Source organism: Prauserella isguenensis, from assembly GCF_014191605.1.
In the GTDB taxonomy this organism is placed as follows: domain Bacteria; phylum Actinomycetota; class Actinomycetes; order Mycobacteriales; family Pseudonocardiaceae; genus Prauserella; species Prauserella isguenensis.
The window spans coordinates 283,226-295,991 of record NZ_JACHWU010000004.1 but is presented as its reverse complement, the minus strand read 5'-3'; the positions used below and the strand labels follow the sequence as shown (position 1 = coordinate 295,991).

Annotated in this window: 11 protein-coding genes; 2 read left to right on the top strand and 9 right to left on the bottom strand. The window is 70.5% G+C overall.

Features of this window, described 5'->3' with window-relative positions; all coding sequences use genetic code 11:
- Positions 1 to 185: 185 nt before the first annotated feature.
- Positions 186 to 1,775 (top strand): glycoside hydrolase family 32 protein, encoded by a 1,590-nt coding sequence (locus FHS23_RS17685; RefSeq protein WP_183656983.1) that lies wholly within the window; start codon positions 186 to 188, stop codon positions 1,773 to 1,775.
- Between the two features lie 141 nt (positions 1,776 to 1,916).
- Here the strand turns inward: FHS23_RS17685 and FHS23_RS17680 are convergent, their stop codons facing one another.
- From FHS23_RS17680 to FHS23_RS17650, 7 genes are all read right to left on the bottom strand, one after another.
- Positions 1,917 to 3,149, bottom strand: a complete 1,233-nt coding sequence (locus tag FHS23_RS17680; protein WP_183656980.1) for a cation:proton antiporter — start codon at positions 3,147 to 3,149, stop codon at positions 1,917 to 1,919.
- A gap of 69 nt (positions 3,150 to 3,218) precedes the next feature.
- Complete coding sequence (locus FHS23_RS17675) at positions 3,219 to 4,193, bottom strand: sugar kinase (protein ID WP_183656977.1); 975 nt, start codon at positions 4,191 to 4,193, stop codon at positions 3,219 to 3,221.
- A complete protein-coding gene (locus tag FHS23_RS17670) occupies positions 4,190 to 4,837 on the bottom strand; it encodes a bifunctional 4-hydroxy-2-oxoglutarate aldolase/2-dehydro-3-deoxy-phosphogluconate aldolase (protein ID WP_183656974.1) in 648 nt (215 codons plus the stop codon). Before FHS23_RS17670 ends, FHS23_RS17675 begins: the two co-directional genes overlap by 4 nt.
- Before the next feature lie 20 nt (positions 4,838 to 4,857).
- Positions 4,858 to 6,102, bottom strand: coding sequence for a D-mannonate dehydratase ManD (gene manD, locus FHS23_RS17665; protein WP_183656971.1), 1,245 nt, complete (start codon positions 6,100 to 6,102; stop codon positions 4,858 to 4,860).
- Positions 6,103 to 6,188: 86 nt separating this feature from the next.
- Positions 6,189 to 7,589 (bottom strand): MFS transporter, encoded by a 1,401-nt coding sequence (locus FHS23_RS17660; RefSeq protein ID WP_183656966.1) that lies wholly within the window; start codon positions 7,587 to 7,589, stop codon positions 6,189 to 6,191.
- A gap of 49 nt (positions 7,590 to 7,638) precedes the next feature.
- The gene (locus tag FHS23_RS17655) at positions 7,639 to 8,643 is read right to left on the bottom strand and encodes an L-idonate 5-dehydrogenase (RefSeq protein ID WP_183656963.1); all 1,005 of its coding nucleotides are present in this window, start codon (positions 8,641 to 8,643) and stop codon (positions 7,639 to 7,641) included.
- A 52-nt stretch (positions 8,644 to 8,695) separates the two neighbouring features.
- Positions 8,696 to 10,171, bottom strand: coding sequence for a mannitol dehydrogenase family protein (locus tag FHS23_RS17650; RefSeq protein ID WP_183656960.1), 1,476 nt, complete (start codon positions 10,169 to 10,171; stop codon positions 8,696 to 8,698).
- 148 nt (positions 10,172 to 10,319) lie between these two features.
- On the opposite strand from FHS23_RS17650, the gene FHS23_RS17645 reads away from it, so the two are divergent.
- Complete coding sequence (locus FHS23_RS17645; protein ID WP_183656957.1) at positions 10,320 to 11,138, top strand: IclR family transcriptional regulator; 819 nt, start codon at positions 10,320 to 10,322, stop codon at positions 11,136 to 11,138.
- 150 nt (positions 11,139 to 11,288) lie between these two features.
- Here the strand turns inward: FHS23_RS17645 and FHS23_RS17640 are convergent, their stop codons facing one another.
- Together FHS23_RS17640 and FHS23_RS17635 are read right to left on the bottom strand one after the other, a co-directional pair.
- Positions 11,289 to 12,134 (bottom strand): SDR family NAD(P)-dependent oxidoreductase, encoded by an 846-nt coding sequence (locus tag FHS23_RS17640; RefSeq protein ID WP_183656954.1) that lies wholly within the window; start codon positions 12,132 to 12,134, stop codon positions 11,289 to 11,291.
- A 32-nt stretch (positions 12,135 to 12,166) separates the two neighbouring features.
- On the bottom strand, positions 12,167 to 12,766 hold the full coding sequence (locus tag FHS23_RS17635; protein WP_183656951.1) for a carboxymuconolactone decarboxylase family protein: 600 nt from the start codon (positions 12,764 to 12,766) through the stop codon (positions 12,167 to 12,169).

The following is a 12,766-nucleotide window of genomic DNA, read 5'->3' as shown; positions in this document are numbered from 1 at the left end:
TCGTCATTTCCCGATCAAGGAGGATCGCGTGACCGCAGGCGCGCCGCCATCGACCCGGCCTGTTCCGACTCCGGCCCCTGCTCCGGCTCATGAGCACCGGTACCGCCCCGTTCTGACGTCCGCAGAACCCCACCCATGCACTGCCGCGGGCCTACCGGGCGGCAGGAACAGACGAGGAGGCAAACATGGAACACTCCGCTGACGGCACCGCCACTTCCCGGCATCCACTGACACGGGGATTCGGACGCCGCAACTTCCTGGCCGGGGCCGGCGCGCTGGCCGGGCTGGGGTTGACGGCGTCGCTACCCGGCTCACCGGCCGCCCGTGCCGAGACGACCGGATCCGCCTCGGAAACGTCGCAGTGGCGTCCCTCGGTGTGCTTCACTCCGGAGCGCAACTGGATGAACGATCCGAACGGGATGGTCTACTTCAAGGGCGAGTACCATCTGTTCTTCCAGCACAACCCGTACGGCGACCAGTGGGGCAACATGTCCTGGGGGCACGCGGTGAGCACCGACCTCGTGCACTGGAAGCACCTGCCGGTGGCACTCGAACCCGACGAGCTGGGCGACATCTTCTCCGGCTGCGCAGTCGTGGACCACCACGACACCAGCGGTCTCTTCGGCGGCCGTCCCGGCCTGGTCGCGCTCTACACCAGTGCGGGCGACACACAGCAGCAGAGCCTGGCCTACAGCAGCGACCGCGGTCGCAGCTGGACCAAATACTCCGGCAATCCGGTGATCCCCAACTCCGGCGAGGCCGATTTCCGCGATCCCAAGGTCTTCTGGCACGCAGCGACGAACCGGTGGGTGATGTCGCTGGCCGTGGGCGACCGCATCCGCTTCTACGGCTCGCCGAACCTGCTGCAGTGGGAACAGCTCAGCGAGTTCGGCGCGAACCACGGCGCACACGGCGGCGTGTGGGAGTGTCCCGATCTGTTCCGGCTTCCGGTGGATGGCGACGACCGCCGTGGCAAGTGGGTCCTCATCGTGAGCATCAATCCGGGCGGACCGGCAGGTGGCTCGGGAATGCAGTACTTCCTGGGCGATTTCGACGGCACCACGTTCACCCCCGACGCAGCTCCCGACGACGTCCTGTGGGCCGACGAGGGCGCAGACTTCTACGCCGCGGTGTCGTGGTCGGACGTTCCCGACGGCCGCCGACTCTGGCTGGGTTGGATGAGCAACTGGTCGTACGCGGCCGACGTCCCCACATCGCCGTGGCGGGGCGGCATGTCCGCCCCGCGCGAACTGGAACTGGTCTCCACCGCGGCCGGCACGCGGCTCGCGCAGCAGCCGGTCACAGAGCTGGAACGAGTGCGCCGCAACCGGCGCGCCTGGAGCGGAACCGTCTCCGAACAGGGCGGAGCTCCCAACACCGAGGGGACGGCGCTCGACGTTGTCGCCGAGTTCCAGCTCGCGGGTGCGACGGCGACGTCGTTCGGATTCGACGTCTTCGCGAATGACTCCTACCGCACTCGCATCGGATACGACGTCACGAGGCAGGAACTGTTCGTCGACCGGCGCAGTTCGGGCCGGACGACCGTCCACTCGAGCTTCCCGGCACGCCACACCGTCCCCCTGCCACCGACCGACGGTGTCCTCCGCCTCCGCATCGTTCTCGACCGAGCCAACGTGCAGGTGTTCGGGGACCGCGGCCAAGCCGTGATCACCGACCTCGTCTTCCCGGACGACGGCAGCACCAGGGCGAGCACGTTCGCCATCGGCGGTGAGGTCACCGTGCAGGCGCTCGAAGTCTTCGACCTGGACGCGTGAGGTTCGGTGCCGCCCCGCACCCGACAGCGGGGCGGCACCGAACCTACGGCGTCCCGGTTTCCGGTCGGCTGTCCGTTCCGGCGACGGCGAGTACGGGGCCGGCGGGCACGCGCCGTGTCGCCCGTCGCAGAGTCACGCCGTTCATCGCGGGCGGCGTGCCGTCCCCGGAGACCTGACCTTCCCACCGGCGACGATCCGGCTCGCCGCCATCGGGAAGACCAGCACGGTGACGGCACCGGCGGTGACCATGATCGACGCCGTCGCCGCCGTGATCAGCTTCGTCGACACGGCGACCTGCGTCACCGCCACGATGATCGGCAGCCCGGTGGCCGCGTAGAGACCGAGGGCGAGGCGGTCGCGGGTCGCCGTGACGTTCGAATGGGTCGTCGTCCACATCTCGCGGGCGAACACGGGCAGCCCGCGCACGACGAGGATCACCGCGACGAACGCGAGGAGCAGCGGCCACTCCGCCGCGACCGCGCCCGGATCGATCGTCATCCCGCTCGTCACGAAGAACACCGGGATGAGCAGGCTGAACCCCACGATCTCCAGCTTGTGTGCGATCTCCCCCGCATGGCCGGGCGCGACCGCGCGCAACATCGCGTTCGACAACAGCCCTGCGGAGAACGCGCCGAGTGCGACGTCGAGTTCCAGCACGGCCGTCAAGAGCATCAACGTCACCAGCACGAGGACGGTGATGCGCGCCGTGGTCTGCATCGTCGTGTTCGCCGCGCCCATCACCGCGCGGCCCAGCAGCGGAACCCTGCGCAGGATGCGGGCCGGCAGCACCACGACGACCACAGCGGCTGCCGCGAACGCCAGCAGCACCACGGCCGCCTGCCAGGTGGCACGCGTCGACAACAGCACCGACATCGCCACGATCGGCAACAGCTCGCCGTACGCGCCGTGGGTCATCGCCGCCCTGCCCAACGGCGTCGCCAGCGCACCGGAGTCCTTGAGAATCGGCAACAGCGTGCCGAGGGCGGTCGACGTCGACGCGATCGCGAGCACGATCGCCACCTCGCTGTCGCCCTGCACGACCAGCAGGCCGGCGCCCGCGCCGAGGACGGCACACACGAGCCACGTCAGTGCCGCGTGCCGGCCCTGTCTGCCGTGGAGGTCGGCGACCCGGACCTCGAACCCGGCCAACAGGAAGAGGAACCCGAGCCCGAGTTCACGCAGGAACCCGACGGCGTCGGTCTCGGCCGCCAGCCCGAGCGCGTGGGGACCGATGAGCGCTCCGAACACCAGCAGCCACACCACGTCGGGAATCGTGCGCCGGGTGGTGAGCGCCAGCACGGGCCCCAACGCCGCGGCGAGCGCGATCCACCACACCGACAGCAGATCCGCGACCAGCGCATGCCCCTCGCCCATGGCGGCAACGCTAGCCCGCCCCGGCCGCCTGGGCAGGTCGAACCGTCGGCGAGGCGGAGCGGACACGGTTCATCGCCGGACCGGATCCCCTCCGGTGCCCAGGAACGCCTCGAGCTCGGCGGGCGTGGGCGCCGCCTCCCAGTCACCCGGCATCGTGCACATCACCGCGCCGCAGGCGTTGGCGCGGGCGAGCTTCTTCTCGACGCTCCACCCGTGGATGTCGCCGCTGAGGTACCCGGCCACGAACGCGTCACCCGCGCCGACCGTGTCGACCACCTCGACGCGGTGGCCCGGGGCGTCGACGACGATGCCGTCGCGGTAGGCGCTCGCACCGTCTGCACCGCGCTTGACGACGATCTCCCGCGCGGCCTCGGGGTCGAGCGCGCGGACCAGCGCGCCGACGTCGGCCCCGTCCCCTTCCACGGCACCGGCGGGCACGACGTGTGCGAGTTCCTCCGGAGAACCGAACACGAGGTCGGCCTCCCCGACCAGTTCGCCGAGCACCTCGGCCGCCACCGGCACCGGCGCGAGCGTCGACCGGTAGTTCACGTCGACGCTCACGCGCACGCCGGTGTCCCGCGCACGCCGCACCACCGACCGGCACGTCTCCCGCGCCGACTCCGACAGCAGTGGCGTGATTCCGGTCAGATGCACCAGTCCCGCGCTCTCGACCAGGCCAGCGGGTACGTCCGATGGCGCCAACCGGGAACCGGCCGAGCCCGAGCGGTAGTAGTACACCCGCGCGGTGCCCCGCCCCGTGAGCTCCTTGAGCATGAGTCCCGTCGGCGCATCGGGGTCGACCTGCGCCCGTACGTCGACGCCCTCCCCACGCACCTCGCGTACGATCCGCCTGCCCAACGAGTCGTCGCCCACGCGGCCGAGCCAGGTGACCGGAACGCCGAGCCTGCTCAGGCCCACGGCGACGTTCGTCTCGGCACCACCGATGCCGACGTGTGCCTCCGACACGTGGGCGAGCGACCCGATCCGGCCGCCCGTGATCAGGCCCATCGTCTCGCCCAGCGTCAGGACCGCAGAGCCGCTCATGCGTCCCCACTCCCCGCACACACCTCGACGAATCGACGAGCTCGAGCCGCGAGCGCAGCGAGATCCCCGCCGGCGAGTGCGTCCCCGAGCAGCGGCCCGCCGACGCTGACGGCCGCCGCGCCCGCCGCGAGCCACGCCTGCGCCGCCTCGAGATCCACCCCGCCCGACGGCATGACCGCCAGGTCCGGGAACGGACCACGCAGGTCCTTGAGGTACGACGGTCCCACCTGACCTGCGGGGAACAGCTTCACCGCCGGCACCCCGCGGCGCCACGTGGACCACAGTTCGGTCGGCGTGAGCCCGCCGGGTACGACCGCGACGGCCCGTTCCAGCGCCCGGTCGACGACGTCCGCGTCCGAGACCGGGGTGACCAGGTAACGCGCTCCTCCGTCGGCGGCGATGTCGACCTCGTCCGAGCGGGTCACCGTGCCGACACCGACGTCGGCCGTGTCGCCGTACCGTTCGACGAGCCCGGGCAGCGCGTCGAGAGTGCCCGCCGTGGTGAGGGTGAGCTCGAAACTCCGCACCCCCGCTTCGACCAGGGTGTCGATCACCGGCACGTAGTCGCCTGCACGCTCGCCTCGGAGGACGACGACGAGCCGCGACTCGGCCGTCCACCGGGGCAGTGCCGGACGTTCACTCATCGCGTGTGTCCTTTCCCGACTCACCAGTCGTGCACGGTGCCGTCGAGCAGGCGGTTCACCGGAAGATAGGCGGCGGTGTAGGGATGGCGCGCCGCGACTTCCTCGTCGAGCTCGACACCGAGGCCGGGAGTGTCACCGGGGTGCAGGAAGCCGCGGTCGAACGTGTACGAGGTACGGAACGCCTCGAGCGTGAGCTCGCTGTGCGGCATGTACTCCTGGATGCCGAAGTTGTGGATCGCCAGATCGAGATGCAGGGCGGCGGCCATACCCACCGGCGAGACGTCGGTCGGCCCGTGGATGCCCGACCGGATGCCGTAGATGGCAGCGAAGTCGAGCAGCTTCTTCATACCGGTGACACCCCCGGTGTGCGTGGGTGCCGACCGCACGTAGTCGATGAGCCGCTCGGTGATCAGAGTCCGGTAGTCGTGCACCGAGTTGAAGACCTCGCCGGTCGCCAACGGTGTCGTGCTGTGCTGCCGGACGAGCCGGAACGCCTCCTGGTCCTCGCCGGGTGTGGCGTCCTCGAGCCAGAACAGGTCGTACGGTTCGAGCGACTTGGCCAGGCGCGCCGCCTCGATCGGCGACATACGGTGGTGCGCGTCGTGGAGCAGCCGCGGTTCGGGGCCGAACTCCTCACGCACCTTCTCGAAGATCGCGGGCACATGCCGCAGGTAGGCGGGCGTGTCCCAGTCCTCCTCCTCGGGCCGGGTCGCCGCGCTCCCGTCGGCGGCGCGGTGGGCGGGCTCGTAGTCGTAGCGTTCACCGGGCTCAGCGCTGTCGGACACGCCGTACACCCGCTCGAGACCGGGGACACCCGTCTGGATGCGCACCGCCGTGTAGCCCTCGTCGAGGTAACCGCGGATCGCGCGCGCCAGCGCCGGGTAGTCGTTGCCCGAGGCGTGGGCGTACACGCGGATCTTGTCGCGGCTCGCCCCGCCGAGCAGCTGGTACAGCGGGACGCCCGCCTTCTTGGCCTTGATGTCCCACAGCGCCATGTCGACGGCTGCGATCGCTGCCATCGTCACGGGGCCGCGCCGCCAGTAGGCCCCGCGGTAGAGGTACTGCCAGGTGTCCTCGATGCGGTCCTCGTCGCGGCCGACGAGGGTGCTCGCGAGGTGGTCCCGTAGGTACGAGGCCACGGACAGTTCCCGCCCGTTGAGCGTCGCGTCGCCCCAGCCGACGACGCCGTCGGAGGTGACGATCTTGAGGGTGACGAAGTTGCGTCCCGGACTGGTGACGATGACGTCGGCGGTCGAGATGCTCACGAGGGCGGGCTTCCTTCCGGGTCTATGTGTCGATAGTGGACGGTGGAGACGGTCCCCGGGCGCCTGTGCACCAGGGGACCGCCGGCTCAGACCGCGTTCCGCGGATCCCGCAGGTCCCGTCCCGCGACCTCGGGCATGAGCAGCGTGCCGATGAGCGGGCAGAGCGTGAAGAACCCGAGCAGCACCGCGACCGGGATCCAGGACCCGGTGGTCGCCGCGACCCACGCGGCCGCGACGACGGGGCCGATACCGGTGGCGATCATCGCGGCGATCTCCCGGATGACACCGGTCGCGGCATAGCGGTGCCGGGAGCCGAAGATCTCCGGCAACGTGAGGTTCTCCAGCGAGGCCAGCGCCATCACCGAGACGTTGTGCATCACGATGTAGCCGACGAAGACCTTCGGCACGTCCGCACCGGCGATCAGCATCATCGTCGGAACGATGAGCACGAGCGAGATCACGCTCATCACCTGGTACATGCGGCGGCGGCCGAACTTGTCACCGAGTGCACCGACGATGGGAACGGTGGCGAACGCGCACAGCGACGAGACGATCACGACGCTCGTGCCCACCGACGCCGACATGGCCAGCGTGACGGTGATGAACGAGACCATGTAGGTCTGCAGGATCCCGGAGTTGCCCGCCTGCCCGAACCGCAGCAGGAACGCGGGCACCATGGCGCGCCACTTCTTCTGCTCGAGCGCCTCGAGCATCGGCGTGTCGTTCTCCCGTTCGGCCTTCGCCCGGACCTCGTCGGTCGAGAGCGCCACGCCGCCGGAGACGTGGGAGCTCTCCTCGAACACCGGACTCTCCTTGAGCCGGAACCGGATCCACACGGCCAGCAGCAGGATCACGGCGCTGCCGAGGAACGGGATGCGCCAGCCCCACGCGAGCAGCTGCTCCTCGGGCATGACTGCGACGAGGATGCCCCAGATCGCCGAGGCGCCGAGCGTGCCGCAGTTCGTGCCGAGCGCGACGAGAGAGGCGATGATGCCGCGCCGCCTGCGCGGTGCGTACTCGGCGAGCATGACGCCCGCACCGGAGATCTCCGCACCGGCGCCGAAGCCCTGTCCGAGACGCAGCACCACGAGCAGGATCGGCGCGAGGATGCCGATGTCGTGCACCGTGGGCAGCGCACCGATGAGCGTCGTCGAACCGCCCATGAGCGCGATCGTGATGAACAAGACCTTCGTACGGCCCACCCGGTCGCCCAGGCGGCCGAAGTACCAGGCGCCGACGGGGCGGGCGACGTAGCCGACGGCGTAGGTCGCCATCGCGGCGACGACGGCGAGCGCGGGGCTGTCGCCGACGAAGAAGAGCTGGCCGAACACGAGCCCGGCTGCGAGCGAGTACAGCTGGAAGTCCATGAACTCGAGCGCGGTGCCGAGCCAGCCGGACATCGCGGCGCGCGTGAGGTCGCCGGTGCTGCGTTCGGCGCGGCCGTCGGCGACGGTGCCCGTGTCGGGCGGCGGTGCTGAAGTGGACATCGTTGTTCCTTCTGCGATCTCGGACGGGGAGGTGACGGGTGGGGAAGGATCAGAATTCGATGAGGACCTTGCCGGAGGCGGCGGAGTCCTTCGCCGTGGCGAAGGCCTCGACCGCCTCGGATGCGGGCAGGACGTGTGTGACGACCCCGGCGATGGTGGGGTGGGCGGCGAGAAGGTCGACGGCTTCGTCGATCTCCGTCGAGAACCGGAACGTCCCGCGCAGGTGCAGTTCCTTGGACACCAGGGGTGCGAGGTTCACACCGATCGCGGTGTCGGCCAGCATGCCGACCTGCACCACGACGCCGCCCCGGGACGCCGACGCGACCGCCTGGGTGAGCGACGCCGGCACCCCCGAGCACTCGAACACGACGGGGTACGAGGTCGTCGGCACCTCGTCGCGTCCGATGAGGAAGGTCTCTCGGGCTCCGAGTGAGCGAGCCCGGTCGAGGGCCGATTCCTGCACGTCACCGACCGCGACGTGCTCGACTCCGCGTGCGACGAGCGCCGCGACGGTGAGGAGACCGACGGGCCCGGCCCCCAGCACGACGGCACGGCCCGCCAGGTCGTCGCCGGCGATCGTGAGGGCGTGCAACGCGACACCGAGTGGTTCGGCCAGCGCGGCGTCCCGTAGCGACAGCCCGTCGGGCAGACCGCGGAGCATGGACTTCTCCACGAGCACGTACTCCGCCGCCGCGCCCTGCCGGTGCGGGAAGTCCGCGGCGCTGCCGAGGTAGTCCCCGCCGGGCCACAGGTGCGGCCGGTCCTCGATCCCGGCGACCGGGCTGCCGTACCGGGCGGGATGCACGGTCACCGGCGTGCCCGGCGACCACTCCCCGCTCGGGTCGGCCTCGACGAGCGCCGAGAACTCGTGTCCCGGCGCGAAGGGTTCCCGAACGAGGTTCTCGCCGTTCTTGCCGTGGAAGTAGTAGTGCAGGTCCGAACCGCAGATGCCGACGTACCGCACGCGCAGCAGCACCTCGCCGTCGCCGGGTTCGGGCGCGGCGACGTCCTCGAGGCGCATGTCCTCCGCGCCGTGGATGAACAGGCCTTTCATCGGTGATCAGCTCCTGGGTGGGGGCTCGTGGCGTCGGACGGGGACGGCGGGTTCAGCGGGAGGCCGCCACGTCGGCGGCCGCGGCGCGCACGCCGTCGCGGGTGATGGTCGTCAGCAACTCGGCGACCCGGGCGGTGAAGTCGTCCCGTTCGGCGAGCGCCTCGGGGAAGAAGCCGCCCGCCATGACGCGGCGTACGTGGTCGTGCACCGTCACGGCCCCGTCGACCGTCGCGGCCAACCGTTCGCGGGCCGGTTCGGCGATCCGTTCCGACAGCGGGTCCGGGGCGAAGCCCGAAGGCGGGGCGACGCAGGCGAGCCACGCGGCGGTGCACAGTGCGAGGTGATGCGGCATCCGGCCCTGCCGCAGGTGGAACAACGCCGCGTCGGGGATGCGCTGCAGCAGCTTGACGGAGCCGTCGGAACCGACCTGTGTGGTCGCGTGGCCGATGAGCGGGTTGCGCCACCGAGCGTCCAGTTCCGACACGTACGCGTCACAGTCGAAGCCGGTGGGCGGAGTGAACGTCGGCAGATAGTCGTGGGCGATGCCGCCGAGCACCGCCTCCCGCACGAAGTCCTGCCCCCATGCGGCGTCGATCGTCGGCGCGCCGCACAGGATGCCGAGGTAGGCGATGAGCGAGTGCGACCCGTTGAGCAGCCGCAACTTCACCATCTCGTACGCCTCGATCTCGGTCGAGAACGTGACGCCCGCCAGGTCCCACGCCGGGCGGCCGCCCACGAAGTCGTCCTCGAGGACCCACATGCTGAAGTCCTCGGCGGGCACGGGACAGCGGTCGGTGACGCCGAGCAGGTCCGCGACACGCCGCGAGTGCTCGTCGGTCGTCTTCGGCACGATGCGGTCGACCATGCCGTTCGGGAACGACACCGATGAGGACACAAAGGACAGAACGTCGTCGCCGGCACCCGCCTCCCCCAGGAACTCCTCGACCACGGCACGCGTGACATCGCCGTTGGACTGCAGGTTGTCGCACGAAACCACGGCCAGCGGCTCACCGGACGCGGCCCGACGCTCGAGACCGCGCGCGATCATTCCCATCGCGGTGCGCGGCGTCGCGCCGCCGGCGAGGTCCGCGGCGACGTCGGGCCGGTCGAGCGCCAGCCTGCCGGTCGCCGGGTCGCGCGTGTAGCCGACCTCGGACACCGTGAGCGAGACGATCCGATGGGCGGGATCCGCGATCGCGGCCACGACGGCCTCCGGGTCCTGGGCCGCGACCCCGGTGCCGCGGTGGACGTCGACGACGCCTGCGCGCGTGCCGCCTTCCGTGAGCTGCAGGATGGAGTAGACGTTGTCCTGAGCGCGCATCGGCGCGACGACACGGTCCGAGGAGTGCGCGAACCCCCGAATCCCCCAGTCGCCACCGGCCGCGGCCATCGCCTGCGCCGTGTAGACGGCACCGTGCGCGCGGTGGAAGTTGCCCAGGCCGAGGTGGACGATGCCCGTCCGGTCCGGTGCGGCCGCTCCGATGAGCGATCCCGCGGGCACGCTGCTCCGCCCGAGTGGCTGTGTCATGACGTCCTTGTCCTTCCGCGACCCGCGGCCGGTGGTCACACCTCCGCGCACTGCGTTTCACATCGCGAACCGATCGTTTTGTATGTCGGACCATAAGCTAAACTCGGACTGAACGCGACGCAATACCGACCCCGGCGACAATGGAGCCATGGAGACCGAACCCACATCGGAGACGCCGCCCGTGACGAGCCTCGACCGCGCGCTCGTCGTGCTCGAGACGGTCGCCGACGCCGGACCGGAGGGCATGGCGCTCGGCGAGATCGCGGCCCGCACCGGCATCAACAAGGGATCGGTCCACCGTCTGCTCCGCGGCCTCGCGCATCGTGAGTACGTGATGCGCGACGGCGACGATCGCAACTACGTCCTCGGCGAGGCGCTGCGGCGGATCGTGCGGACCTTCGGGGCGGAGGAGAACCTGCCGCTGCTGTTCAGACCACTGCTGCTGGAACTCTCCCGCCGCACGGAGGAGCTCGTCCACCTGGGCATGCTGGACGGACGCCGCGTCGTCTACCTCGACAAGATCGAACCCGAACGTTCGGTCCGCGTGTGGTCACGCATCGGCAGGCGCGCGCACATCGCGAGCACCGCACTGGGACGCGCGCTCGTCGCCGCCGCTCCCCCGAGCGACTCGCTGCTGGCGAGCTACGTCGAGGAGGCCGACCCCGAAGGGCGGCACGCCACGCTCGCGGAACGGTTCCGCGCCGCGGTGGATTCCGCGCGCACTCTGGGGTGGGCCGTCGAGAACGAGGAGAACGAGCCCGGCATCGCGTGCGTCGGCGTCGCCCTCACGTCGGGGACCGGCCAGGACGTCGCGATCAGCGTCACCGGCCCCGCGGACCGCATGACCGGCGACCGGCTCGACGAGGTCGGCGCACTGGTACGCCAGCTCGCAGGCGACCTCGCTCCGGAGGAATACACCCTCGCCCCGGCCACGGGATGGAGGCCGCAGGACGAGGGCGCGAGGTGACGCCGGCACGGCCGGCCGGACCGGTGGTCGAGACCGCCGGATACCGGCCACGTTGCCGAGACGGGGACGCGAGAACGATCGCAGCCGTGAGGTGGCGCCCCTCGGCGTGCCGGCAACAGTGACCGGTGCCGGCCGGCCGTATCGGTGCGCCTACCGCTTCGCCGTCGTCCGCGTCGCGCGTGCGCGCATCAGGCGAAGACTGACGCGATGGAATCGACCGGACAACCACGGGGAGACGCGTTCGAACCACCAGCCGATCCGGCCGTAGAACGGAATGATCACGCGTTCACGGCCCCGCGCGACACCGGCCAGCAGGGTGCTGACCGCACGGTCGGTCGACAGCGGCGCGATGGGGACGATCGCCCGCGCATCGATGCCTTTGAGAGACCCGCGGAACGTGTTGTTGACGAACATTCCGGATTGCACGAACGCCGGGCAGAACGTGGTGACCCGGACCCCGTGCTCGGCGGCCTCGAGTCGCAGCGTCTTGTCCATCCCGACGATCGCGTGCTTCGTCGCGCAGTAGTGCGCTTGCAGCGGGACCGGAACCAGCCCGGCCACCGACGCGGTGTTGACGATGTGACCGGAGCCCTGCTGGACCATGCGCCGGTACGCCAGGGCCGAGCCGTGCGCCACGCCGCGCAGGTTCACGTCGATGATCTTGTCCCAGTCGTCGAGTGTCACCTCGTCGAACTCTCCGAAGATCGCGACCCCGGCGTTGTTGAAGACGTAGTCGAGCTTGCCGTACCGGTCGACGACGGTGTCGATCGCCTCGGCCAGTCGGGCACGGTCGGTGACGTCCACGACCATCGCCTCGGCGCGGCCGCCGCGTCCGGTGATCTCCGCGGTCACGTCCCGGATCGCGTCCTCGGTAACGTCGGTGACCAGGACCTTCGCGCCGTGTTGCCCGAGCTGTCGTGCGATCTCGGCGCCGATGCCGCTGGCCGCGCCCGTGACGAGCGCGGTCTTACCCGAGAACGCGGTGTCGACGTCCATGTTAACGGTCCCTTCCTGGTGCCCCGTGCGGTTCAGTCGCGCCGCCTCGCCGCCCATGTTGCCAGTGCACGTCCGATGCGGGACGTGGGCTCGGCGACCTCGTCCGGCTGCACCCGCAGCGTGTTGAGCGTCATCGCCAGCATCTCGTAATGCCCGACCAGCATCGGCAGTTCGATGAGCTGTCGACGGCCGAGGAACTCGGCGAGCTCGGCCCACGTCTCGTCGTCGAGCGTGTGGGTGCGGTGCAGCTCGTCAGTGGCCCGCAACAGAGCCGCGTGCCGCGCCGACCAACCCCCGCCCGCAGGTCCGTCCTGGACTCGCGCGATCTGTTCCGGGCTCAGCCCCGCCTTCAGGCCGAGCGACTCGTGGTGGCGGCGTTCGTAGGTGCATCCGGTCAGGTGCGCGACACGCAGGATGATCAGTTCGCTGTCCAGGCGTGGCAACGAGCCGCCCGGCATCAGGGACCCCGCGAACGCCAACCACGGCCGGTACATGCGCCGGTGCCGGGCGAGCGTGGTGAACAGGTTCGGAGGCCCGCTGCCGCTGGCGATCCCCAGCAGCTTCGCGGTGCCCATGTTGAGCACTCCGATGTCCTTGCGGGTCCCCGGCGGGATGCGTGGCGATACCGACAT

Bases quoted from the DNA above. Each gene is read 5' to 3' on its own strand.
- FHS23_RS17685 (WP_183656983.1), top strand. From the start codon at position 186: ATGGAACACTCCGCTGACGGCACCGCCACTTCCCGGCATCCACTGACA.
- FHS23_RS17680 (WP_183656980.1), bottom strand. From the start codon at position 3,149: ATGGGCGAGGGGCATGCGCTGGTCGCGGATCTGCTGTCGGTGTGGTGG.
- FHS23_RS17675 (WP_183656977.1), bottom strand. From the start codon at position 4,193: ATGAGCGGCTCTGCGGTCCTGACGCTGGGCGAGACGATGGGCCTGATC.
- FHS23_RS17670 (WP_183656974.1), bottom strand. From the start codon at position 4,837: ATGAGTGAACGTCCGGCACTGCCCCGGTGGACGGCCGAGTCGCGGCTC.
- FHS23_RS17660 (WP_183656966.1), bottom strand. From the start codon at position 7,589: ATGTCCACTTCAGCACCGCCGCCCGACACGGGCACCGTCGCCGACGGC.
- FHS23_RS17655 (WP_183656963.1), bottom strand. From the start codon at position 8,643: ATGAAAGGCCTGTTCATCCACGGCGCGGAGGACATGCGCCTCGAGGAC.
- FHS23_RS17650 (WP_183656960.1), bottom strand. From the start codon at position 10,171: ATGACACAGCCACTCGGGCGGAGCAGCGTGCCCGCGGGATCGCTCATC.
- FHS23_RS17645 (WP_183656957.1), top strand. From the start codon at position 10,320: ATGGAGACCGAACCCACATCGGAGACGCCGCCCGTGACGAGCCTCGAC.
- FHS23_RS17640 (WP_183656954.1), bottom strand. From the start codon at position 12,134: ATGGACGTCGACACCGCGTTCTCGGGTAAGACCGCGCTCGTCACGGGC.
- FHS23_RS17635 (WP_183656951.1), bottom strand. From the start codon at position 12,766: ATGTCGGTATCGCCACGCATCCCGCCGGGGACCCGCAAGGACATCGGA.